This window comes from Acidithiobacillus acidisediminis, assembly GCF_023277115.1.
Lineage (GTDB): Bacteria > Pseudomonadota > Gammaproteobacteria > Acidithiobacillales > Acidithiobacillaceae > Igneacidithiobacillus > Igneacidithiobacillus acidisediminis.
Window position 1 is genome coordinate 2,184,205 of sequence record NZ_JALQCS010000001.1, and the last position, 23,920, is coordinate 2,208,124.

Here is a 23,920-nt window from a genome sequence, read left to right on the forward strand (position 1 = left end):
TCAGGCCAGAAAATTTGGGAAGGTGGGTTGCTTAAGCGCTTACAATCAGTCTGCTGCCGACCATCAGGTGTCAACGGCGCTAAGGCAGCGGAAGCGGTCACTAAGAAAGGGGGGAATGTTACATGGTGCGACTAGAAATAGGCGATATTTACTGGGTATAGAAAGATAGGCTGATTGATACTTTTAGGGCCAAATCCAACCCCAGAAGCGTCCAATAAACCAGAGTGTCACAACACCTTTGTTTTGCGATATGATTACGTGTTTCTATCAATCTATTTTGTTCTATTTTTGACGATATATCTGGGTTGTGTTTGCCCGCAGGGGAATAAAATAAACAGCCAGGACTCAAGTTATTAGTTGTTATAGAAGTCATTCTTCTTTAGCTTTTTTAAGGACAGCGATAACTACTCCGCCAATAATAATCTTCACAAAGAGAACCAATATCAACAAATATATGATGTATTTAAAACTGATATCTATCCCCAATAATTTAAATGAAAAATATATGATCACCCCGACAGCCGGGGTGATGCTAAAAAACAAAAAATACTTTATTACCTTCGCTGTGTCTTTTGACATTCCTCTTTTCATCTTTATTTATGGGTTTCTTTTGCTGGGCTTTTTCGGTTGCTGCAAAGAAATACAACCAAAACCGTGACCATGACGCCAGCGATGATCATAAATCCGCTGCGATAACCAGTCCATGCGATTAAAACTCCTGCCATTAATGGACCACAGGCATGTCCCGCATCCCATAGACTACCGAATACGCCCATGGCCGCACCGAAGTCCCGGCTCCTGACGATATCTCCTATCATTGCCGTCGTCGCCGGCGTCACCATGGCCGTGCCTAATCCAAATAACGTGCTTAGGCCGAGTAATGGCAGGAACTGCCCCATATAGGGGATGGTTGCCAGTACCGTTGCACACAGACCGATCCCAGCGACGACAAAAGGCCTTCTCCCAACGCGGTCAGAGGCCACTCCAAAGACTGGGCGGAAGAGAATCGACGCTATCCCCTGAGCGCCGAACAAGAAGCCGATCTTCAGGATGGGGATATGCTGATCCTGCGCATACAGCGGTAGATACGCCTGCAGCGTACCTACGCCGAAATAGAGGGCGGCTTCTATCAGACTCACCAGACGAATAGCCGGATCGCCGGTGATCTGACGCACACCTTGGGCGGCTACGCGGAGGACTTCGCCGGTAGACCGCCGACCATCATGAACCGGCGCATCCCGTGGAAAAGGCAGGATCGTCAAAAGCGCAAGAAGGCCAATGCCTCCCGAGACGACGAAGGCCGCGGCAAAACCCAGATGAGCGAGTGCAACGGCGCCAATTACCGGTCCCAATACGACCCCGGCATTTTCGGCTGCCCCATAAAGACCGAGCCTGCGCCCACGCTGCGACGGAAAGGACTTGGCTACCTGCGCCGATGCGGCGGGGGCGTAGAGCGCCGTGGATAGACCATGGAAAAAGCGAACAGCCAGCAATTGCGGCCAAAACCACACCAGCAGATACAAAAACGGCCCTACCGCGGTCACCATCATTCCGGCCAGCATCAACCGCCGAAAACCAAATTGATCCGCTAGACTACCTGCAGGCAGCTTAACAAAGATCCCGGTGATGGTCACCGCCGCGACCAATAGGCCAATGACCGCCGTTGGCGCCCCCAGATGCCAGGCATAGAGGGCGGTCAAGGGACTGCGGATCATTTCGTAGCTTAGCCGCCCCCCAAAACCCGCGCCGCACAAGAGCGGGAACCACCATGATGGACCATCCGCCCGAGGCGGCGTGCGCGCGCCCTCTGACCTGCCGCCATCATCGGCCATGGGCGCACCTGGAAAAGCGGTCGTGCCTCACCTGCGGCATAGAGGGTTTTCCCGGAACCTCCCAGTTGCCAACATAGTGATATCTTTCGGCCCGTCCTTTACCCATCGCCGACGAACCAGATGATCTCATCCAGAATATCCCGTCCGCAGCAAGACACCCGATAAGTGCTGACCAAGATGCTGCGTGGGCTAGAGATCTGACAGTTGAATGGGCGTTCCGGTAGCACATGCGCGGAATCATTGGGACATATCCACAGATGTATGCTATGTCCCACATAATTCCTATGCCTTCCGCAATACACGCAGGGCTAGGGCGACCGATTGCTTGAGTGTCATGTCTTCGCCCCTCTCCCGATACAAAGGAACAGTTCGGAACACCAGGGCTACCCACGGAGCAGATCCAGACCGTTGGCATCTTCACCACCAAGTCAGGCATGCGTGGCATTGGCCCGCGCAAGATCAGCCAGGATCATGGCGCGCGCATCTTCCGCACCCTGCCAGCCTTGCAACCTTACCCATTTGCCTTGTTCCAACTCTTTGTAATGTTCAAAGAAATGGAAAATCTCGTCGCGTAGATAGCTGGGTAGGTCACCGATATCCTCTATATGATCATATCCACCAGCCACCTCGTGGTGAGGAACGGCGATAATCTTGCAATCAGTACCATGCTCATCCTCCATAAGCAGAACGCCGATGGGGCGCGTGCACATGATGGCGCCTGCCTGTACCGGCTGGGGGGATACCACCAAAATATCGGTAGGGTCCCCATCTGTAGAAAGCGTATGGGGAATAAAGCCATAATTCGCCGGGTAGTGCATGGCGGTAAAAAGGAAGCGATCAACCAGAATCACTCCGGAGGATTTTTCGAGTTCATATTTGACGCTCGAGCCCTGTGGAACCTCGATCACGGCGTTGACGTCATCCGGCACATGCCGGCCAGTCGCTATATTTTTCAGATTCATGATTCACCTTTCTGAATAAATGGAACCCGTATGCTTCGGCCGATTCCGACCGACGCGGGGGCCGGTTAAAGGTCACCCCACTGAGGTTCGGCCAAGCGGAAGCTGTCGTCCTGGTATTGATAGCGCCGCTCCCATGGCCGAGGCGTGAGTTCCGATCGGGTCTGTTTCACCGCCAGCACCTGATGCAGTGCTAACCAGTTACGCCAGAATGCATAGGCGCAACCTGCCATGTAGATGGCCCAGATGCGATAGCGCTTCTCGCCGATCATGGCAAGCGTCTCCGCCTTGCGCCCCTCCATCCGCCGCACCCAGTGGATGAGGGTCTGGGCGTAGTGGACACGGAGATTTTCCACGTCCAACACCTCCAGGTGTTGCCCCGCCATGTCCCGCACCACCCGCCAGAGATGGGGGATTTCGCCGTCGGGAAAGACGTATTTATCCATGAAATCGCTGCCCGAGTGATGGCCGTCCTCATCATCCTGTTGGCTGGCGGTGATGCCGTGGTTCAGGGTCCAGCCGCCCTCCTTGAGCACTCGCTGGATGGCTCCGAAATATTCCGGCAGCATGGCCCGGCCCACGTGCTCGAACATGCCCACCGAGGATACTTTGTCAAAATGCTCCCGCTCGGGGATGTCGCGGTAGTCCTGCAGACGAATCTCCACCCGATCGGCCAGGCCTTCCCGTTCCATGCGTTCCTTGGCGTAGACGTATTGCTGCTCGCTCAGCGTCACACCCACCCCCCGAATGCCATAATTTCGGGCCGCCCAAGACAAAAGCCCACCCCAGCCGCAGCCTATGTCCAGAAGTTTTTCGCCCGGCTGGAGATGGAGTTTGCGGCAGATATGATCAAGTTTTTGCTCTTGGGCCGTATGGATGTCCTCCTCGCCCGTCTTGAAGTAGGCGCAGGAATAGACCATGTTGCGATCCAGCCAGAGGCGGTAAAAATCATTGGAGACGTCGTAATGATAGCGGATGGCTTCGGCGTCCTTGGCCTTGCTGTGGGCGGTGTGATATTTGCGGAAGATGCCGCCCTTGGATTTTTTGGCCGGGAAGGAGTCGCCGAGTTGCTCGGCCACCGCTAGGATGTCCTGATAGCGCCCCTCGATACCAATACCCCCTTCCACATACCCCTCACCCAGCACGTCCAGAGCGCTGCCCATAAGTATGCGCGAGATGAGCTTGGCGGAATGCAGATGCATGGTAACGCGGATGTCCTGGTTGAACGCGTATTCATGGCCATCCCAGAAGAGGATGCGCAGAAACAGCGGTTTTCCGTTAAGACTATTTTTGATGTGGTCCAAAAAGTTGGTGCGTAGATCTTTCACGTTGAGACTCCTGTCCTTTCAAGCCGAATGGCAGAAATACCCGCTCATCAGTGCGAATGTCTGCCCCTAAGTTAACTACTGTCGAACACCCCCCGATCGTTCAAGCTCCCGTCAACGTCTGTAACAGCGGGTTACGGGATAAGCCCGCGGCAATCATCACCGCATGAAAAGTGCCCTCCAGGGTGGCAATGGCGCCAGCGCGGCGTCCGAAACCGCCATTCACTGGCTGGCATGCACGCACATAGGCCATGATGGCCTGCGGATACAACGGCGCGATGTGGAGATGCACCATCTGTAGTAATCCCCAGAAGATGGCCTCCAGACGGGTGCTGGCGCCATCGGGGCTGAGACGCAGGCCGAAAGTGGCATCTTCGCAGGCGTGCAGGAAGCTTTGATCCCGCGGGCGATAAGGCTGGCCCAGAAGCCGCTGCAAGGCCCAGGCGTTGCCGCTGTCGATCAGGTTGGGGTGACTGCCGAAGCCTCCGGCGGCGGCCTCCATGCTGTGCAGAATCGCTTCAGCGCCGCTACGCATGATTTCGGGCAGGGGCGCAACCGGGGCGAGCAGGCGCTGCAGTTGGACGCAGCGCTGCCAGTCCCGCAGCGTCTCGCTGTCGACTGTGTCATTGCGCCCTGCGGCCTGCGTCGCCCAGTTCAGTAAATTGGGACGCGGATCCCAGAGCGGGGCAGCGGCCAGCAGACTCAGGGCGCGCACACCAAAACTGGCATTGGTCAGGCTGGAATATCGCCCCTGATCATCTTGCAGGGATTGCAGCCAGCGGATCAGCTCGGTGCTGCGGGGAATGGCCATGCCCCAGAAGCGGAGTACGGCAATGGCGTAATAGGTATCCGGCGCGGTGGACTCTTCCACCCCCCAGACCCGGTAGAAGCAGAAGCCGCTATCTGCCGACTGACGACTCAGCACGTAGTTTTGCGCCCGTTCCCAGATCTGAGTGTCGTTCTCCATGATCGAGCCTCCCATCAGCGTCCCGTCCCACCGACCATAATCAATACCAGCACCATGACCAGCAGAATGTACGCGGCATAGGTGTTTACCCGGCCCTTGTGCATGCGGGCAAGGCGGTTCGCCACCGTAAACGCCGCGCTGATCATCGGTTTCAGTACCAGTCGATCACTGATGTTGGTAATGACTTGCCGGTGACTGCGGGTGAGGACGAAGGCGCCCTGGCGTTCCTCGTCTTCCTCGATGTGCGGATGTAAGAGCCCCTGAAAGACGACACGCACCGGCGCGGCGAAAGTGGTGGCGGTGTAGGTCATCTCCGGGCGCAGCCGGGTCAGGCCGGCATCCCAGAGGGTGCTGCGGGTGATCCGCTTATGCCGCAGACCCCGCGCCAGCAGCCAGACGCCGCCGAGCATCAGGGTCAACACCACAAAAGTTAGCATGGTCGACATGGCGTAGACGACCGGTGCGCTGGTCTGATCCAGATGCATGACGACGAGGCTGCGCAGGGGCAGGAAAACGGCGCCGACGCTGGCGCCGATAGGGTCCAGTGCGTGCCGCACGGCGAGGGGAATGCTGGACTGCGGGCGGAAGAAGTCTGGCACCAGCGAAGCGGTAGGGTTGGCGCCGACCAAGGGAGCGGCCAGCCGTCCCAACACCGGAATGATGAGAGTGGCGGCCAAGCCCAGCAGCAGGCTGAGCACGGCCAGCATCCCCATCGGGATGATCACGGTACATGGGGCCTTGTGCGCCTGTGCGGCACGTTCCGAGCGCGGCAGGCCCATGAGCGCACTACCGGAGAGCATGATGAAGCAGGTCAGCGCCAGACCGGAGGTGAGGGCGAGCAAGGCGCCGGACAGGGCAAAAGTAATACGTACCGGGATGTCAGGAATTTCCACCACCCGCAGCAGGGACTCCAGCAGCAGCCATTCACTGACAAACCCATTAAAAGGCGGGAGTGCCGCAATGGCAAAGGTGCCCACCAGAAAAAATCCTCCGAGCGCGGGCAGCCGCTTCATCAGTCCGCCCAGATCATCGAGATTGTGGGTGCCCGTGGTAGCGTCGATGCCGCCCGCCCCCAAAAAAAGCAGGGTTTTGAAGGTGGAGTGATTGATCATGTGATAGAGGCCCGCGACCATGGAGGCCCCGCCCAGCAGTGGATGACCGTAGGCGGCGAAGGTCAGCCCGGCACCGATACCCGCAGTGGCGATGCCCATGTTTTCTACCGAACTCTGCGCCAGCAGGCGCTTCATGTCCTTTTCCACCAGCGCGTAGATGATGCCGATGAGCGCGGTCAGGGCGCCACTGCTGAGGATGATCAGCCCCAGATTGGGGGCATGCAGGGCAATGGGGGCATCGATGCGCAAAAAAGCGTAAAGGCCGAGATTCAGTGTGGCGCCGGAGAGGATCGGCGAGGTAGAGCGCGGTGCGGTGCCGTGAGCAGCGGGTAGCCAGACATTGAGCGGGATGATGCCCGCCTTCATGCCGAAGCCGAAAAAGGCCAGCAGTCCCGCGACGAGGATGAGGGTGGGCGAGAGATGCGGTATCGCTGCGGCGATACCAACCAACTGCGGGGTGCTGGCGGCAGAAGCCAGCAGCAGCAGGCTCACCAGCCCGGCGAGGCTGCCCAGCTCGGAGAGGGCCAACGTCAATAATCCCGCCGCCACCGGTTTGCTCTGTCGGGTTTCAAAGGTGATCAGTCCCCAGATGGCTATGGCTGCCAGTTCCCAGCAGAAAATAAAGGAGACGATGGTCTCGGCGGAAAAAAAGCCAATCATCGCCGCCAGGGTGAGCATGACAATGGCGAGGAAAAGGGCACGTCTTCCTTGAGGAAAAGTGCTGGCATCCCGTGCGACGAAGGGCAGGGCAACGGCAAAGACCGAAGCCGTAATCAGGATGAGCAAGCCGCCGAGGGGGGTCTGTACGAAGTCGAATGGCCCAATGATGGGCAGGGCTAACTGAATCAGGGGTTGCGCCGCAGGACCACCGATGGCGATGACGCCCTCACTGCCCATGAGTACGCAGCCTGTGGTCATGGTACTCCAAGCCAAGACGGACGGGATACGGCGTCCGGGGAGCAGGGCCAGCAGCGGGCCAGCGGCGAAGAGCAGATAGGCGATGATATAGAGCATCAGGGCTGTTCCTTCAGGGCCGTCGGTATGGCACGCCCGACCACCGTCAGCAGTCCGTGCAGAATAGCCAGCGGTGGTGGCGGGCAGCCGGGAATCCATACATCCACCGGGATGATTTTTTCCAGCCCACCGGCACAGGCGAAGCTCTCCCCGAAGATGCCGCCATTCATAGAGCAAACGCCCATGCCCACCACCCGTTTCGGTTCAGGCATGGCGGCGTAGGCCTTGCTGATGGCGGTGCGCATGGCGTCGGTGATGGGACCGGCGACCAGCAGCACATCGGCATCCCGGGGGCTGGCGGTGATAAAAATACCCAACCGGTGCAGGTTGTAGGCGGGCGCATCAATCAGCCGGACTTCGTTGACGCAGGCGCCACAGGCCCCGGCGTCGATATAGAGGACATGCAGGGAGCGCCGGAAGCGGCTGCCCAACGGGGGCAACCCAATCCCGCCGGTACTGGTCCAGGTAAAGTCCTCCGACCAGTGCAGCGCGTTGTCGCCGTGGCGGCAGCGTTGACAGTGAATGCAGCGCGCAAAGTCCACGGCCACTCCTGCAGCGACCGCCTTTAAGGCGTCGGTTGGGCAACCCTGCGCCAGTGCCTCGGCATCGGCTACTTGACCTGCACGCGGCCGCCCCGGCGTGATGCCCGGCGTCTGTTCTTCCGTTGCGGGCCAAGGCGTCGTTTGAATGCCACGTTTTAATCCGTAATAGGGCCAGAAGCTCATCAGCGATCGTTCTCCGCTATGGAAAGACCCCAAGTGGCCAGGATGATGGGGAAGTCCTGAAAAGCCGCACCTTCTACCGCCCGTTCAAAAGCATGCCAGTTGCGGAAGCCAGGGGTTCCGAGGCGCAGGCGCAGCACCTGGCCATCGGCAGCGCAGCGCAGCCAGTGGAAGGTTGCTCCTGAGGGTGCCTCTACCCAGGCGAGGGCATGACCTTCCCGAAGGGGGCAGGCAATTCGCACTGGGCCGGTCGGCACGTCCTGAAGTGCCTGGAGGATCAGGACAGTGCTGATCTGGCTCTCGGCAAAAAGGACCCGCAGCCGGGCATAACCATCTCCCTCATGCTCCACCGGGATGTCCATGGGCAGTGTCTGGTAGTTGCCGTACGGCAGGGTACGACGCAGGTCGATGGCCCGTCCCGAAGCACGGGCGATGGGACCGACCACGCCATAGGTGTGGGCGAGCTCCGGGCTCAGGGCGCCCATTTCCTCAATACGGTCGAGAAAACTGGAGCTGTTTTCTAGCAGACGCTCCAGTTCTCGCATGCGCCCATTCAGCGTCGGCAGGGTCTCGGCCAATAGGGTGAGCTGCGCAGGATCCAGATCAAAGTTCAAGCCACCAAGCGTCAGCAAACCGAAGAAATAACGATGTCCGCAAAGCCGCGCGCTGAGCCGCAACAGGTCTTCGACAATTTCCTGGGCCATGGCCTTGGCCACGGACAGTGCCGTGGAGCCGGCGATTTCCGCAATATTGGCCGCGTGATGACGGATGCGTTCCAGTTCTGCGATGATCAGGCGCAGGCTCTGGGCGCGGGCGGGCACCGTGCAATCGCCTATTCGCTCTGCTGCCTGACAATAGGCCCAGGCGTGAGCGAAAGCGGAAGCCCCGGCAAAGCGTTCGGCCAGCAGCAAGGCGCGATCCACCGTCTGCCCTTCGGCAATCTTCTCGACGCCCCGGTATTTGTAAAAGAGGCGAGTGTGCAGATAGCGAATCTGCTCGCCCGGGGTCTCCAGCAGCCACAGGCCGGATTCGTTGAAATCCCCCCAGACCGGACCGATGGGGAAGAGGATGGAGCCCTCCTCCTGGAGAATTTTCGGCGGTACCCAGTTTGCTCCGGAGCCATGCACGTCGGGCCGTCGACGACCATCGAAACGGTGTCGCATGGGGTCGAGGCCCTCCGGCCAGTCGTCGTCATGCAGTACAAAGTCGCCGAGGAAGGGATGCCCGCTGAAACGCAGGCCGTATAAATCCCAGGCCTCGCGCTCGTGCCAGTCAGCGGCGTGGACGGTGTCACTGATGGCGGGCAATTCCTCCCCCGGACGTACCAGAATTTTCAGTTCGATCAGGCAACCGTCTTCCGGCAGATAGAAAAGATAATGCACGGCGAGGGGGGCTTCGGCTGAGGTTTCTTCCACCAGCAGAGTGGCAAATTCCGCCTGCCAGTGGTTGACCAGTGCAGTGGTCAGGGTGACGAGTTGATCGGCCTTACAGCCGAGTTGCAGCCAGCCCGCATAAATCTCGCGTACCGTGACGTCCGTCTGCTGCTGCAACCAGTCACTGATTTTCGCACCAGCCGTCATCCGTGGACTTCCAGCAGGTATGCCGCCTGGTGTACCAGATGGGCGAGGGGCGGTGGCAGATAAAAGCCGAAAATAAAGACCGGAATAATGGCCATGGCCATGGCCGCCAGGCTAGTACTCGGCAGGCGCACCTTAGGCAGCGGTCGGCCATCGGCTGTGGTGGCGGGCTCCCCGAAGGCGATGCGCGAGGCTTGGTAGGCCAGGGCGATGAAGGCCAGCACGATGAAGGCGGTGAGCAACCCGGTGGGCAGATACTGGCCGGTGCTGAAACCCGTATAGAGAATCTCGAACTCCGACAGAAAGAGCGCGAAGGGTGGCGCCCCGGCAATGGCCAGGGTACCGATCACCAGAGCCCAGCCCACCGCGGGTGCGCGACTGATGAGGCCACGCACCTTGGCGATTTCCTGCGTGCCGAAGACGATCCCCGCCAGTCCCGCCGCATAAAAGCACAGCGACTTGGTAAAGCCGTGGGCGAAGAGCTGATAGACCGTGCCCTGCTCGTGGACGGCGGCGCCGATGCCACAGGCGGTCAGAATGATCCCCATGTGCTCGATGGTGGAGTAGGCAAACATCCGCTTGAAATCATGGACCTGCAAAAGCATGAAGGCGGCGCTGCCGACGGTGATGAGTCCCGCCGTCATATACCATGCCGCCGGATCATGAATGCCGGGGTTGGATGCCAGCACCGGATAGATGCGCAAGAGCATGTAGAGGGCAGCACTGGTCTCGACGCCGGAGAGCACGGCACAGACCGAAGCCGGAGCCTGGCTGTGGGCATCGGGCAGCCAGGTATGCATGGGCACCAACCCGGTTTTGGCGCCGAAGCCGATCAGCCAGAGGACAAAAGAGAGGAGCAACAGGGGCGCAGGTATTTGCGGAGCCGCCTTCAGTAGTCCGTCCCAGGTAGGCGGCTGGCCGACGGCGTGGGTGCCGTAATAGAGCATCAGCACCCCGAGCAGGGCGATCATCGCCCCCATACTGGTCAAAACCACATACTTCCATGCCGCTTCCAGCGCCTCGGCACGGTCCTCATAAGCTACCAGAAAGGCCGAGAATACGGTGGTCAGTTCAATGGCAATCCACATCAGAGCAAGGTTGGCAACCAGTGGCACGGCTAAAATCACCAGCGCGAAGATGTTCATCAGGGGGAAATATTCCCGGTAACGAGGTGGCGTTCCTGCGGGATGTTCCTGGCGGCGTGCCCGGAGATAACCAATGGCATAGAGGGATGAGGTAAAATAAACGAAGCTCACCGGCAGCAAATAGAGTGCCCCGAGGGCATCCAGCGCAAAGAGGCCATCCGTTCCGGTCAGCAGGCCATGGCTTTCCACCTGTAGCGCCGCCAGTATGGCGAGTATCGGAGTGATTGCCGCCGCCAGCAGGGTCATATAGGGTGCGGCCCGCCGATTCAATAGGGCGAGCAGCGCCCCGACGAGGGGCATGAGCAGGATGAGTGCCGGTAGCCAGCTAGCGCTCATGGAGTGTATCCATGCCGCCCACCCGCGTGGTGCCGGTCACCCGGCGGATGCTGCGAATCAGCAGGCCGATGACCAGCGCAACAATCGGCACGTCCACCGCCGCGGCAATCTCGGCAATGACCGTCAGATTGTGGACGATGGCGATGGAGCCGAAGAAAGCCCCGTTTTCCATGATCAGGAGGCCCATCAACTGGGCGACACTTTCCCTGCGCAGGGCGACGGTAAAGGCGCCCCAGAGCACCATGATCAGGCCGGTGGGCAAATTCAGCAGCGCAAACGGAATACCATGGAGGATCGGCAGTACCGGCGCCACAGCGAACCAGCCCACCAGCGCAAGTATCGCCGCCACCAATACCGATGCCGAAATGCTCAGGGCCTGATCCACTTCGCGCCGCCCATAGATCTCCTCTCCGGCGGCCCAGCGCAGTACCAGCGGCACCGCGATGACCTTGGTGCTGAAGGTGATCAGCGCCACCCAGAGCAGATTGATGGCCTGCAAAGCATCGGCCAGCACCAGCGCCGAGGCCGTCAGCGCGACGGATTGCCACATGAAAAAGCGCAGGGTCCCCAACATCTGCCGGGATACCATTACCCCGAGACCGAGCACGACGAAGAGGGCGGCGATGGAGCCGTCCAGGCTGAGGGCGATGGAACTCACGGTGGCATCCATCAACCGATTCCCACGAGGCGCACGCTGACGGCAAAGAGGCAGATCACGAAGGCCACCGACAAAAATTCCGAAATCCGGAAGAGCCGCAGTTTGGCGAGGGTGGTTTCGATGAAAGCGAGCACAATCACAAAGGCCAGCAGCTTGATGAGCACCAGGCCGATGGCGGCGAGTATCGCCGTCCATTGCGTACCCTGTGCGAGCCCCCACGGCGTCACCAGTACATTGACGAAGATCATGGCCAGCACCATCAGTTTGGTTGTCCCGCCCCATTTTATGAGTGCTGCGCTGGTACCCGAATATTCGAGGCCTTTGGAGTGACCGATCATGGCGATTTCTACCTTGCCTGCGGCGCTGTCCACCGGAATGCGTCCCTCATCCGCGAGAATGAGCAGGAAAAAGGCGAGAATCACCAGCAAGTGCGAAGGTTGCAGCATACTGCCCCACGAGGCCCCCCAGGTGGCATTCACAAAATAGGGGATGGTGCTGTTCGCTATATAGGACACACTAAAAAACACCATGATGAACACCGGTTCGGCCAGAAAACCGACCATATGGGTGCGGCTGGCGCCCACTGCGGCGTAGACATTGCCCGTGTCCATGCCCGCCAGCGCGACAAAAAACCCGGAAACAGCCATCAGAAAGCCCACCGCGACCATATCCCCCATGAAGGCAAAAAAGAGGGGATAGGCAGTCAGCGCCGGAATCAGCAGCACCACAAACATTGGCATGACAAAAGCGACAATCGGCGCAAAACGGAAAACCCAGGTGGACTCCTCGGAGACGACTTCATCCTTGCCGAATAGCTTCCAGATATCTCGATAGATTTGCCAGATGCTCGGCCCGCGTTTGCCCTCAATGATTTCTTCCAGGCGATGCAAAACGCCTTCGACGAGAGGAGCAAAAATCAGCAAAAAAGCGACCTGCACGAGGTTTAATGCGAAATGCGTCCACAGGGCTGTCATGGGTGCCGCCCGCAGATCATGAGAAACCCACCTTGTAGCCCAGCACCGCCAGCACATTGCCAATACCCATCAGGCCCAGTGCCCACTTCCAGCGCGCGCCTTGTACCCAGTAACCGAGTACCAGACCTACACCCATCAGGGTGAGATTGGCAACAAAAAGTGGCAGATAAATCCACCTCGGAAAGATTACGGCCAGCGTCAGCGGTATCGCCGCCCCGCCGAAACTGCTGGCGGTAGCAAGGCTCGCCATAAACCAGGAGTTACGCAAGGTTTGCAGGCCCAGGTCGCTTTTTTGCAGCGCATGGGCAGAAGCCATATTCAGTTGCTTCGCCATGCGTACCAGATCATTACGCAGCCCGGCGTATTCCGCTACCCATAAGGGCAGGAAGCCCGATGCAGAGGTAATAATGCCAATACGAAAGGCCTGCCAGACGTCGATGCCGCCCGTCATCATCTTTTGACTGGCGAGTACGAGCGCCGTGCAGGTTCCGTCGGCAAGACCGAGCACTATGGGAAATATCTCCCGGCGCGATATTTTCATTTGCTGGCCCGTCGCCGGTAATCGACCATGCGATCACCGACGACAATTTCCTCGACACCATGCACGGCAGCACCACTTTTTTCGATGGCCGCAAGCAGACCGGCGTAATCGATATTGTCACCTTCCACATTGATCAGTGTGCCGACCGTTTCCTGATCGACTTCTTCCACCGAAATATTAAAACCCTCCACACCGCTGACTTTTTCGATAGCGGCGGCAATATCGAACAGACTGGGCTGAGCAAAAGCCTTATCGACATCCAGTACGAGCCTTCTGATACGCATTTTATAAAGTGCTCCCCGTGATTCTAATGTAGCCGTCCCATGCGGACAGCACGTACTACCCACTCAATATCTTCGACAATATTTTCAGGTTCACAAGGTGTCCGATAATGACCAATCAACAGGCAGGGTCCAGCAAAGCCTGGGCCGGACAGTACGGAATCCTTCAAAGGCACAACATGGGCTGATCCGTTGTGGCATATCCACAGCGCTACGCCGATACGCGGGTATTCACTGGCTTTACGGACGACGCGCTCTGCCAGTGCATCCACTGACTGTTTAAGTCGAATGGCCATAGTGATCTGCTCCCTTCTTTGCCAGCAGTTCTCCTGCAGCAACGCGTATTGCATGGGCTTCATGTTGCTGTAATTGCCGTAAGGCAGCGGTTTTCTCGGCGCCGTCCGGCAGCTTGGCTATGGCCTCGACAACGGCCATTCCCTGCACCACATCAATAGGCCAGTTCATGGCGCATTCCGCCAGCGGCCCTGCCGCACCGGCACGTCTGTGATTCTGCAAGCTGAGAATGGCCCCCATTCGCACCTCGGAATGGGGATTTTTCAGCGCCCAAATCAACCGGTCGTAGTACGGTATGTGGCGTTCCCAGCTCTCAACATCTTGCCCGCAGGTCGGGCAGATGATCGAGCCGATGGGTATTTCCGCATAACAGAGCGGGCAGTAATGATGGTTCATTCGCAACCGCAATCGGCTTCCCAGCGCAGAATATGGCCCGGTGGCACCATTTCCCGCAGGTGCGGCATCACGATGTCCACCGTCTCTGGTTCATCAAAAAATTCCAGCACCAGCGGCAGATGGACGTTGAAATGCATAATGTCATCAGCATAAACCTCGCCTTTGTTACCAAAACCCGCGATACCGCGAAAGGCGGTAACACCATGCACCTTGTACTGATCGTGGAGCATGCGGAAAATATCTTGCATAAGATTATGCCCTTCATGTTTATCGCCTTCTTTAATGTAAATACGTACTACAGATACGGTTGTCATGACTCACCTCTCAAATACTGCGCGAAATCCATGCCCCGGCAAATGTCGCACCCAGACATAAAATCATTGTCGAAAATACATAGATCAGGCCCTTAGCCGGCTCGCCATTTTCAAAAAGTACCAGTGTTTCCACAGAAAAAGTTGAAAAAGTGGTGTAGGTACCTAATCCGCCAGTAAGTATGCCTGTGCGTAATTCTGGACTCACAGAGATACGATCCAAGGTCTCAAAAAACAGAAACCCCATGAGAAAACAACCCATCACATTGATACTCAGAATCGCCCATGGAAAACCACGGCCAAACACGGTCTGCACCAGCAAATTTTGACCATAGCGTGCCCAGACGCCAATCAGGGCAAAAAAAGTAACATATCCGAATGTTGCGAACATCATTACTCCTTCCTATTACAAATAAAAGACGCTGCCCAGAATGACGATCAACAGTATCCCGATATAAGCGAGATAGGCGTTGAGTGAGCCGTTTTGCAAGGTCAGACCAATCCGGTCGCTGAGATTCTGCACCAGGCGTACTGCCGGGCGAAACAACCAGGGTCCAAAGACGGGGGCCTGACTGTAATTGAAGTGCACCTCATGAACGAAATAATGGCGGTCCGTATGGCTTTTTTCGGTATTGGTGCTGGGCCGGTACACAAAGCTATAAAATTCCCGCAGTGCATTGGAAAAAGCCAGCGCAGTCACCGCATTGTCCGCCGGTATCCGGCGCAGACCGTGACCCCATACGGGTACCCGGCGGCGGCCGTGACAGCGCTGGCTCCAGCCCAGCAAACCCAGGGGAATCAGTGCCAGTAATACTCCCATGAGCAGCAACAAAGGGGGCGAAATAAAGGCGAAATGAGGAGTCAATGGCACCAGTATCGGGCCGCGCACCATGGCGGCCACAGCGGCGGGAACGGCGGGCCAGCCGTCCCGGACCAGTGCCGCTAATGTCCATGGCAGCGCCACGGCATAGGCCAGCACCAAAAGACCCAGACCCAGAAGCGGCCAGCGGCCCGTGACTTCGGTCGGGTTTTCCTCCCGTCCCAGCAGGCCGATGCCGAAGACTTTGACCATGGTCGCCAGGGCAATGGCAGCGGTCAGGGCCAGGCCAGCACCGCTCAGCGCCAGCGCTACCCGGGCGGCAGAAGAAGTCAGATGGAAATCCTGAAACACGGTTTGAAAGAGGTACCATTCGCTGGCAAAACCCGCCATGGGCGGCATGGCGGCGAGACTCATGGCCCCGAACAGGGCGCCGATGCCTAAAGTCCAAGGGGCGAGGGCCAGTACCCGGCTCTGCGCGATCTGATAGTTGCCGCGCACCGCCGCCACCCGATCGGCGCTGAGCATCATGGCACCCTTGGCCAGACTATGGCCGCCGAGATGAATCAGGCCTACCGTCCAGGCCAGAGTCGTCAGCATGGACAGGCCGTCGGCCCGGAACAGGGAGGCGGCACCCAGCGCGACCACCGCCAGCCCCGCATTTTCCGCCGTAGAAAATGCCAGCAGGCGTCGCCAGTCTTCCTGTTGAAAGGCGTAGAGAATAGCGAGGATGGCGGATACCGTCCCCAGGGCCACCAGCAGAATGCCCACACCGGTGGCGGCGCTGACCGGCAACCAGTCGAGCATGGCCCGTCCCAGGGCGAAATACGCGACGTTCAGCACAATGCCGGAAAGCAGTGCCCCGGAAGCGCCGCTACCGCTGCCATAGGCTCCCGGATACCATTCGTAAAAGGGCAGAATACCGAGCTTGGCGCCGAAGCCGATGATAAACAGCACCGCCACTCCGAAGGCCGCCGTGCCATAAGTGGACCAGCTCGCTGCCCAGACGGCAAACTGCGTATCGCTCGCGCCGAGCAGCACTAGGCAGAGCAACAACGCCACCGCGCCGATTTCCAACAGGGCCAGCATATAGAGACTGGCCTGCCCGCCGCGTTGAGTTTCCTGCAGGCCATCGGCGAGGAGCATGACCGCGCCGCCGAAACTCAAAAACTCCCAGGCCATCAGAAAAGAGACACCCTCCTGCAAACCGGCAACGCCGAGACTGCCCAGCAGGGCAACGGCCGCGCCGGCCATCCAGATGGTGGGGTTTTTGGCGCGACTGGGGGAGAGAAAGGCCGCCAGCGCCGCCAGTCCACCCCAGAACAGCAGCCAGGCCGCAGCGGGCTGGAGCTGCCAGGTCACGGCAATATCGCCCAGCGACCACAGCGCCCCGGTCGCCGAACCGTCCGGCAGGCAGGAGGCGTTGCCAATCAGCATCGCCAGTGTACCCACAATCAGGGTGATCCGCGCCAGCCAGCCCTGCCGCAGCACACCGAGGGCAATGGTCAGAACCAGGAGCAGAGCAGCGATGCAAAAACTATCCAGCACCATAATGGCCTCCCTGAACCCGTTGCGGCATCCGTTCCAGCAGCAGGAGCAGTGCATGAATAAGTGCCGCTGGATTGGGCGGGCAGCCCGGCAGCCAGACATCCACCGGCAAAAGTTCATTCAGTCCAGAGCCACCCGCGTAGCCACCGTCCATGGGCGCACCAGAGACCGCGCAGGTGCCCGTCGCGAGCACCATGCGCGGTTCCGGCATCGCCTCCCAGGTGGCCAGCAGCGGTTCGCGCATGGGCGCCGTTACCGGACCCGTCACCATGAGTAAATCCGCAAAGCGCGGCGATGGGGTAAAAAATATGCCCAACCGATGGAGGTTGTAGAACGGATTGTCGAGGGCGCTGATCTCGGACTCGCAGCCATTGCAGGAGCCCGCATCCACATGACGAATGTGCAGGCTGCGGCGCAGGCTCCGTGCCACCCGCGTGCCCAGTTGCTGTCCTTCGGGGCCATCCAGTGCCGCAGTCCAGATCAGGTCTTCGCGCCGCCGCACGCCGAAGGCCCAGTCATAAGAGCTGGTCATCGCCCCTTCCGGACAATCCTCCACGCAGCGCTGACAGACGATGCAGCGCCCGTAATCGACCACCACTGTGCCGTTGGCGACGGTGATAGCGCCCGTGGGGCAGGCGGCGGCGCAAGTATTGCAGTCGCTGCGACAGGCAGCCGGGTCCCAGCGCGGCATACCCAGCACGCCCTCCTGCCCGTCGGGACCGCGCTGCGGCCAGCGGGTCGCGGCTTTACCCGCTTTTAATCCTGTCCAGGTCCATACCGGCATTTTGTCCTCCTAACGGTCGCAACCGGCGATGGTGAGGCCAAAACTGGCCTCATTGATGGCGTAGTCCATCATGTTGGTGCCATGCACCGTGAGCGGGAACACCCGCCAGTTGGAAAATGAGGGTGATTTGATCTTCACTCGTTCGAGACGGCCATCGCGGATCCGCACGCTGTAATACAGCGAGCCGCGCGGCGTTTCCGTCCAGCCCAGGCCTTCCTGCTGTCCCTGTGGCACGGTGTATTCAGCGCGCACCGGACCCACCTTGAGGCGTCCGGAGGCCTGCATCAGCAGGGCGATAGCCTCGCGCAGGGATTCCGCGCGAACCTCGCTGCGGGCCATGGCGTCGCCCTTTTCGCGCACCGGCACATTAAAGCGCAGGTGGCTGTAGGCGGCGTAGGGATGGTCGCGGCGCAGGTCCCGGTCCAGTCCGGAGGCACGGGCCACCGGCCCGGTAGCCCCCTGATCAAAGGCGGCTTCCTTCGATAAAATTCCGGTGCCCATCAGGCGGTCGAGATGGCTGGCGGTTTGGTGCAGGCGGGTCAGATAGGCTTCACCCTCGTTGACAATGTGCTCCAGCGCACTCGCCAGGTGTTCTGCCCGGAGGTCCCGGCGCAACCCGCCTATGGTCAGCAGGCTGCGCAGGAATCGCGACCCGGTCAATTGCGCGGCCACCTGCTTCACCCGCTCCTCCAGCAGAAAGCCCGTCGCCGAGCCCACTTTCAGCGTCGTCGTCTTCGCCAGCAGGCCGAAATAGTGGAAGTGATTGTAGAGGCGCTCCAACTCCGCAAGAATCACCCGCAGCAGTTGTGCTCGCGCGGGTACTTCGATACCCCAGGCGGACTCCACGGCCTGACAATAGGCCAGGGCATGGCAGACACTACCGACGCCCGACACCCGCTCCGCCAGGAAAACGGCGGCGTCTGCCGGTTGACCGGCAAAGCGTGCTTCCATCCCGCGATGTTTGAAGAACAGCCGGGGATGGTAGTGGAGGATGGCCTCGCCGATGTAAGAGAAGTGAAATTCCCCCGTCTCCACCACATCGGCCCGTATTGGCCCCCAGTAGAGATCTTGCACCTGGTCTCCCCGCACTTCCGGCATGGTGGGTGGTGCATACGCACCGCTGAGGTGGCCTTCCGGCCCCTCCCGCCCCAGCGGCGGGCGCGGCAGCGAAAATCCCTCGTGAATCACCAGGGGATAGGGCTCAGGATGCCCCGTAAAGGTCAGACCACCGAGATCCTGCATCTCCCGCTCATACCAGCCGAGCAGGGGGGCGACGGCGGCCAGGGACGGCCAGGTTTCCTCCGCACGCAACTCCAACAGCAGAAAAGGTGCCCGGTTGCCTTGGCTGATCAGATAGCGCACAAGACAGACACCATCCTCCCAGTCATGCCAGGCCATCTGAAAGCGCATCCCGGCGGCTATGCAGTCGGTGGCGACCGCCGTGAGCTCCGCTGCCGATATCTGGCGCCGTTCGCAATCGTTATAGGTCATGGCCGCACTCATGGTTGCACCCGAAAAGCCTGCTGAAAGAAATGCCACAGCCCTTCCGGCCACCACAGCCCAAGTACCAGAATCGGTACAAAGGCCAGCCACATGGGCAGGGTATTCCAGACGGACAGCCTGAGGGTTGGGGCCGCGCCGGGCTCCGGTTCCGGCCCCCAGATCATGCGCCGGAAGTGGTTCATGAAGGCAATAAAAATAAGGATCAGCAGAGTCGCCATCAGCCACACGGCCCACGGATTGGCACTCAGGATGCCGCCGCGCAGAATGGTGATTTCCGAGAGGAAAAGCCCGAAAGGCGGCGCTCCGGTAATCGCTACCGCCCCCAGCAGCCAGAGCGCGCCACTGACCGGGTAATAACGCAATACCCGTCGCATCTGGCTCATGGACTTGGTGCCATAGGCGCGCATCATGTTGCCAGCGCCGAAAAACATCATGGATTTGGTCAGGGAATGGTTGATCATGTGATACATGGCCCCGGCGAAGGCCAGGGGACCGCCGAAACCGAAGCCGATGGCCAGCACTCCCATGTGTTCCAGGGAGGAATAGGCGAGCATGCGCTTGGCCCCATCCTGCCGGACGATGAACATTCCGGCGATGAAGAGTGAAATGACGCCCAGCACCAGCAGTGCCGTATGCCCCATCACGCTATAACCACCGCTATCGACGATGGACAGAAACCGGTAGATGCCGAGCAGGGCGATATTCAGCAACGCCCCGGAAAGCATGGCGGAAACCGGCGCCGGGCCTTCGCTGTGGGCATCGGGCAGCCAGGTGTGCATGGGTGCCAGACCCACCTTGGTGCCGAAGCCCACCAGGGTGAGCAGAAAGGCGAGAAAGAGCAGCGTCTCCGGCACCTGCGGCGCCACTTCCCGTAGATTAGCCCAGGTCAGGGCATAGGTCGGTCCTAAGGTAAAGGTGCCACCCCAGTAGAAGAGAATGATGCCGAGCAGCGCCAACGCCAGACCCGCGGAAACGATGATCAGATACTTCCACGCCGCCTCGATACACTCCGCCTCGCGCTCAAAGCCCACCAGAAAGGCGCTGACGATGGTGGTGAAGTCGATGGCAATCCAGAAGATCCCGGGGTTGTTCATCAGCGGCGCGATCAGCATGGTCAGGGCAAAACTCGCTTGCAAGGCATAATACTTATGGAGCCGGGGTTTTTCTTCCGGCAGCAGGCGCATGTAGCCAATGGCATAAATGGATGCCAGCAGATAGACCAGACCCACGCAAAACAGTACCCAGGCCCCCAGCGGGGTGAGCAGGATCAACTGGGCACCGGTCACCAGCGTCTTGTCGGGCACCGCCACCAGCATCGCCAGGGTGAGTCCGAAAACTACGACGGAGTTGCCGAAGTTGATGTACTCCGCCCAGTGTGGACGGCGGATCGCCAGCATCAGCAGGATGGCCACTGCGGGTATGATCCACAGTGCTGCGATGAGTGCGTCGAAATTCACCATCTCAGCCCACCAGCTTTTGCAGGCCGCGGCTGCTGGTGGTTCCGGCGTGTACTTTGAGGAGGCGCACCAGCATGCCGAAGGCCATGACAATGATCAGCAGATCGAAAATGATCACCAGCTCCAGGAGGTCCGGCATGCCAGGCACCAGAATCTGCGAGCCGAGAAAAATGCCGTTCTCAATCACCAGCAGCCCCAGAATATGGCTGATGGCCTCGGAGCGCAGGATCATCATCAAAAAGCCGATGAGTTTGAGGCTGAACATGCAGGTCAGGGCCAACACCGCGATATTGTCGGTCAGGTGTAGCGCCACTCCTAGTTGTCTTGCGACTTCATAGGAAAAAATCACCAGCGCCGCGCCGAGGACCATGCTGGAGGAAGGCTTGAGCAGCGGGGTGAACTCGCGTTGAATATCCAGCCGGTTGACCAGTCGCAGCACCAGATAAGGGAGCATGGTCCCGCGAAAAATCGCCGTCAGAACAGCGATGATGTAGAGTTCTGGATAATGCCCGTAATAGCCGATGGAGGCGGAAATGGCCGCGATGGTCCAGGATTCCGCCGCAAAAGCATAAACATGATTCTTCAGCCAATGGGATGCCAGCATCACGAAGGACAGCACCAGCGCCAGAATCGCCAGCAGACTGAACAGGGAAGCGGCCAGGGGACCCAGATGAAAGATCAGCATCGCACCCTCCTAAAGCTGATCAGCCACGATGGCCAGCACGGCAAAGAGAAAGGACAGCGCCAGCGGCTCCTGATAACGGTAGAAGCGTAGTCGCGACTGCAGCGTGTCCACGGCCACCATCACCAGCCCCACCGCGCCATATTTGGCCAGTATGATAAGCAAGGCGAGCAGCACCGAACCCAGGCTGCCCGTCGTGGACAATCCCCACGGAAAGAAAAAGACGTTGAGAAAAATGGTGTAGAGCAAAAACTGCTTCATCCAGCTTGCCCACTTCAGCAGGGCCAGCAATGGCCCGGAATACTCCAGAATCCGCGCCTCGTCGATCATGTAAATCTCGTAAGGGATGGTGGAGTGGATGGGCAGGCGGTCCGTTTCCACCGTCAGCAGGATGAAAAAAGCGAAGATCAGAAAGATATGCGCCGGGCTCCAGTAGGCTACCGGATGCTGCGCCAGCAGGTGATTGGCGACGAAGGGCAGCATGGAGTGATCGAGAAAAGTGATACCCACAAAGACTAGGATCAGGGTTGGTTCGGCGAGGATGGCGAGCATCACCGCGCGGCTGGAACCCAGTCCACCGAAGGGCTGACCCGTATCCAGCCCGGCCAGCAGGATGAAAAAGCCACCAAGGGTCAGGATGAGTCCGCCACCGAGGATATCCCCCATATCGGACAGGGGCAGGGGGAAATTGGTCAGCACCGGAATCAGCATCGGCACGATGAGCATGGCGGTAAAAGCCACCACCGGCGCCCAGAAAAACACCCAGGACGCAGATTCCGGTATCAGCAGAGTTTTGTGGAAAAGTTTCCAGAGATCCCGATAGGGCTGGAAAATGGAAGGACCCTGTCCGCGCTGAACGCGCTCTTCCATGGTGACCATGAAGCCGTGCAAGAGCGGTGATAACAAAAACACCGTCAAGACTTGTCCACACTGCAAGACGATATCGCCGAGCATGCCTTCCCCTTTATATGGCTTCCAACTCCCCACCGCCCGACCTTGCGGTCAGGATCAGTAGCAGTCATTAGCCTATAAAGGCGGTTATTGGGCGGACTCCATCGCCACTCGAATTGCTTATGGTAGTAAAGAGTGATGGCCGGGTCAAGCAGTAAAAAAGTAATTTAAAATAACGTGTTACAATTAACATATAGTGCTTCATTCAGTTGTGCCGTTACTCGCACGTTCGAGTGCTTTTCGGAACTGGGTTTCCATAGATTAGTGATGATGACATGCTGCGCGAGATTCACAGTGCAGTTGACCTACCTCAATTAACCCATGTTTGACACCCTACTAATTTTTCTCGTTTACTACCGATAGTTGCGCCACGCAAAATCGGCGAGACAGGAGCATTTATGGACAGCCGTATTGAAGACATCATCGCCCGCGAAATTTTGGACTCACGAGGGAATCCCACGGTGGAAGTGGAAGTATTTCTGGTCGATGGAACCCGCGCCCGCGCGGCAGCACCTTCCGGCGCCTCCACCGGCAGCAAGGAAGCCGTCGAGCTGCGCGACGGCGATGCTCACCGCTATGGCGGCAAGGGTGTAGAAAAAGTCATTCGGAACATTGAAGAAATCATCGCCCCGGACCTGCAGGATCTGGATGTCCGGGAACAAAAGGCCATCGACGACACCCTCATCGGCCTGGACGGCACTGAGAACAAAAGTCGGCTGGGCGCCAATGCCCTGCTCGGCGTTTCCATGGCCTGTGCCCGTGCTGCCGCTGATTACAGCGATCTGCCCCTCTATGCCTATCTGGGCGGCCCCGGTGCCACCCGTCTGCCCGTCCCCTGCTTCAATGTGCTCAATGGTGGCGTGCATGCCCACTGGCAAGGCGCCGACTTCCAGGAATGCATGCTGGTACCCTACGGTGCCGGCAATTTCCGTGAAGCCCTGCGCTGGGGGGCGGAAATCTACCATGCCCTGCAATCTGTTCTGCTGGGAAAACATCTCTCGGTCGGCATCGGTGATGAAGGCGGTTTTGCGCCGATGGTATCCTCCAACCATGAATCCTATGATTTGTTGCTGGACGCCATCCGTAAGGCGGGCTTTGAACCAGGCCGGGACGCCGGCATCGCCATCGACCCCGCCTCCTCGGAGTTCTTCAAGGATGGCACCTACCAGCTACGCACCGAGAAGCGTGCCATCAGCAGTGCCGAAATGGTGGCCTACTACGAAGAGATCGTCCGTAACTACCCTGTGGTCCTGCTCGAAGATGGTCTCGCCGAAAACGACTGGGAGAGCTGGAAGTTGCTGAATGAAAGGCTCGGCGGCGTCATCGAACTGGTCGGCGACGATATTTTCTGCACCAACCCCAAAATCATCGCCCGCGCCATGGAAGACAATATTGCCAACGCCACCCTCATCAAACTCAATCAGATCGGTACGGTGACCGAGACCATCACCGCCACACGGCTGGCGCAATATCACGGCTGGGGGGCCTTTGTCTCGCATCGCTCCGGCGAAACCACCGATGATTTCATCGCCGACCTCACCGTCGCCCTGGATACCGGGCATCTGAAGTCGGGTGCTCCGGCGCGTGGCGAACGGGTGGCCAAATACAACCAGTTGCTGCGGATCGAGGAAGAACTGGGTACCGCCGCCAGCTTCGCTGGTAAACACGCGTTTTGCAGACCGATCCGTTTCTGAGCACTTCCCGCACAAGTACCTGTACCAGGAACTGGGATTG

At 59.0% G+C, this 23,920-nt stretch carries 23 protein-coding genes and 1 riboswitch; of the genes, 1 reads left to right on the forward strand and 22 read right to left on the reverse strand.

Annotation, left to right across the window (positions count from 1 at the left end; all coding sequences use genetic code 11):
* Positions 1 to 593 precede the first annotated feature (593 nt).
* The 22 genes from M5D89_RS10980 to M5D89_RS11085 form a co-directional block, all read right to left on the reverse strand.
* Positions 594 to 1,832: an MFS transporter gene (locus M5D89_RS10980; RefSeq protein WP_346347720.1), complete on the reverse strand. Its 1,239-nt coding sequence runs from the start codon at positions 1,830 to 1,832 to the stop codon at positions 594 to 596.
* A gap of 428 nt (positions 1,833 to 2,260) precedes the next feature.
* Positions 2,261 to 2,794, reverse strand: coding sequence for an inorganic diphosphatase (ppa, locus tag M5D89_RS10985; RefSeq protein ID WP_064219009.1), 534 nt, complete (start codon positions 2,792 to 2,794; stop codon positions 2,261 to 2,263).
* A 65-nt stretch (positions 2,795 to 2,859) separates the two neighbouring features.
* Positions 2,860 to 4,119, reverse strand: coding sequence for a class I SAM-dependent methyltransferase (locus M5D89_RS10990; protein WP_064219008.1), 1,260 nt, complete (start codon positions 4,117 to 4,119; stop codon positions 2,860 to 2,862).
* A 100-nt stretch (positions 4,120 to 4,219) separates the two neighbouring features.
* Entirely contained in the window at positions 4,220 to 5,083 is an 864-nt protein-coding gene (locus tag M5D89_RS10995; protein ID WP_248885853.1) for a prenyltransferase/squalene oxidase repeat-containing protein, read from the reverse strand.
* Between the two features lie 14 nt (positions 5,084 to 5,097).
* Positions 5,098 to 7,209 carry a proton-conducting transporter transmembrane domain-containing protein gene (locus tag M5D89_RS11000; RefSeq protein ID WP_248885854.1) on the reverse strand — a complete coding sequence of 704 codons (2,112 nt, stop codon included), beginning with the start codon at positions 7,207 to 7,209 and terminating at the stop codon, positions 5,098 to 5,100.
* Positions 7,209 to 7,934 carry an NADH-quinone oxidoreductase subunit B family protein gene (locus tag M5D89_RS11005; RefSeq protein ID WP_064219005.1) on the reverse strand — a complete coding sequence of 242 codons (726 nt, stop codon included), beginning with the start codon at positions 7,932 to 7,934 and terminating at the stop codon, positions 7,209 to 7,211. Before M5D89_RS11005 ends, M5D89_RS11000 begins: the two co-directional genes overlap by 1 nt.
* Entirely contained in the window at positions 7,934 to 9,511 is a 1,578-nt protein-coding gene (locus M5D89_RS11010) for a hydrogenase large subunit (protein WP_248885855.1), read from the reverse strand. Before M5D89_RS11010 ends, M5D89_RS11005 begins: the two co-directional genes overlap by 1 nt.
* A complete protein-coding gene (locus M5D89_RS11015) occupies positions 9,508 to 10,989 on the reverse strand; it encodes a proton-conducting transporter transmembrane domain-containing protein (protein ID WP_163055419.1) in 1,482 nt (493 codons plus the stop codon). The genes M5D89_RS11010 and M5D89_RS11015 overlap by 4 nt, the downstream gene beginning before the upstream one ends.
* The gene (locus tag M5D89_RS11020; RefSeq protein WP_064220303.1) at positions 10,979 to 11,659 is read right to left on the reverse strand and encodes a hypothetical protein; all 681 of its coding nucleotides are present in this window, start codon (positions 11,657 to 11,659) and stop codon (positions 10,979 to 10,981) included. Before M5D89_RS11020 ends, M5D89_RS11015 begins: the two co-directional genes overlap by 11 nt.
* Entirely contained in the window at positions 11,659 to 12,621 is a 963-nt protein-coding gene (locus M5D89_RS11025) for a respiratory chain complex I subunit 1 family protein (protein WP_064220304.1), read from the reverse strand. The genes M5D89_RS11020 and M5D89_RS11025 overlap by 1 nt, the downstream gene beginning before the upstream one ends.
* Positions 12,622 to 12,637: 16 nt before the next feature.
* Positions 12,638 to 13,162, reverse strand: a complete 525-nt coding sequence (locus M5D89_RS11030; protein ID WP_248885856.1) for a hypothetical protein — start codon at positions 13,160 to 13,162, stop codon at positions 12,638 to 12,640.
* Positions 13,159 to 13,446 (reverse strand): DUF211 domain-containing protein, encoded by a 288-nt coding sequence (locus M5D89_RS11035; protein ID WP_038471914.1) that lies wholly within the window; start codon positions 13,444 to 13,446, stop codon positions 13,159 to 13,161. The genes M5D89_RS11030 and M5D89_RS11035 overlap by 4 nt, the downstream gene beginning before the upstream one ends.
* A 23-nt stretch (positions 13,447 to 13,469) precedes the next feature.
* On the reverse strand, positions 13,470 to 13,739 hold the full coding sequence (locus M5D89_RS11040; protein WP_064220305.1) for a hypothetical protein: 270 nt from the start codon (positions 13,737 to 13,739) through the stop codon (positions 13,470 to 13,472).
* Complete coding sequence (locus tag M5D89_RS11045; RefSeq protein WP_064220306.1) at positions 13,723 to 14,133, reverse strand: HEAT repeat domain-containing protein; 411 nt, start codon at positions 14,131 to 14,133, stop codon at positions 13,723 to 13,725. The genes M5D89_RS11040 and M5D89_RS11045 overlap by 17 nt, the downstream gene beginning before the upstream one ends.
* Positions 14,130 to 14,447 (reverse strand): DUF190 domain-containing protein, encoded by a 318-nt coding sequence (locus M5D89_RS11050; RefSeq protein WP_064220307.1) that lies wholly within the window; start codon positions 14,445 to 14,447, stop codon positions 14,130 to 14,132. Before M5D89_RS11050 ends, M5D89_RS11045 begins: the two co-directional genes overlap by 4 nt.
* A gap of 10 nt (positions 14,448 to 14,457) precedes the next feature.
* On the reverse strand, positions 14,458 to 14,835 hold the full coding sequence (locus M5D89_RS11055) for a fluoride efflux transporter FluC (protein WP_248886469.1): 378 nt from the start codon (positions 14,833 to 14,835) through the stop codon (positions 14,458 to 14,460).
* A gap of 15 nt (positions 14,836 to 14,850) precedes the next feature.
* Entirely contained in the window at positions 14,851 to 16,812 is a 1,962-nt protein-coding gene (locus M5D89_RS11060; protein WP_248885857.1) for a proton-conducting transporter transmembrane domain-containing protein, read from the reverse strand.
* On the reverse strand, positions 16,799 to 17,593 hold the full coding sequence (locus tag M5D89_RS11065; protein WP_248885858.1) for an NADH-quinone oxidoreductase subunit B family protein: 795 nt from the start codon (positions 17,591 to 17,593) through the stop codon (positions 16,799 to 16,801). The genes M5D89_RS11060 and M5D89_RS11065 overlap by 14 nt, the downstream gene beginning before the upstream one ends.
* Positions 17,594 to 17,602: 9 nt before the next feature.
* A complete protein-coding gene (locus tag M5D89_RS11070; RefSeq protein WP_248885859.1) occupies positions 17,603 to 19,084 on the reverse strand; it encodes a hydrogenase large subunit in 1,482 nt (493 codons plus the stop codon).
* 8 nt (positions 19,085 to 19,092) lie between these two features.
* The gene (locus M5D89_RS11075) at positions 19,093 to 20,556 is read right to left on the reverse strand and encodes a proton-conducting transporter transmembrane domain-containing protein (protein WP_248885860.1); all 1,464 of its coding nucleotides are present in this window, start codon (positions 20,554 to 20,556) and stop codon (positions 19,093 to 19,095) included.
* Position 20,557: 1 nt separating this feature from the next.
* The gene (locus M5D89_RS11080; protein WP_248885861.1) at positions 20,558 to 21,238 is read right to left on the reverse strand and encodes a hydrogenase; all 681 of its coding nucleotides are present in this window, start codon (positions 21,236 to 21,238) and stop codon (positions 20,558 to 20,560) included.
* 9 nt (positions 21,239 to 21,247) lie between these two features.
* Positions 21,248 to 22,189, reverse strand: a complete 942-nt coding sequence (locus tag M5D89_RS11085; protein ID WP_248885862.1) for a respiratory chain complex I subunit 1 family protein — start codon at positions 22,187 to 22,189, stop codon at positions 21,248 to 21,250.
* Positions 22,190 to 22,240: 51 nt separating this feature from the next.
* Positions 22,241 to 22,304: riboswitch (Fluoride riboswitch) on the reverse strand.
* Between the two features lie 280 nt (positions 22,305 to 22,584).
* On the opposite strand from M5D89_RS11085, the gene eno reads away from it, so the two are divergent.
* Positions 22,585 to 23,880 carry a phosphopyruvate hydratase gene (eno, locus tag M5D89_RS11090; protein ID WP_248885863.1) on the forward strand — a complete coding sequence of 432 codons (1,296 nt, stop codon included), beginning with the start codon at positions 22,585 to 22,587 and terminating at the stop codon, positions 23,878 to 23,880.
* The last annotated feature ends 40 nt before the right edge of the window (positions 23,881 to 23,920 follow it).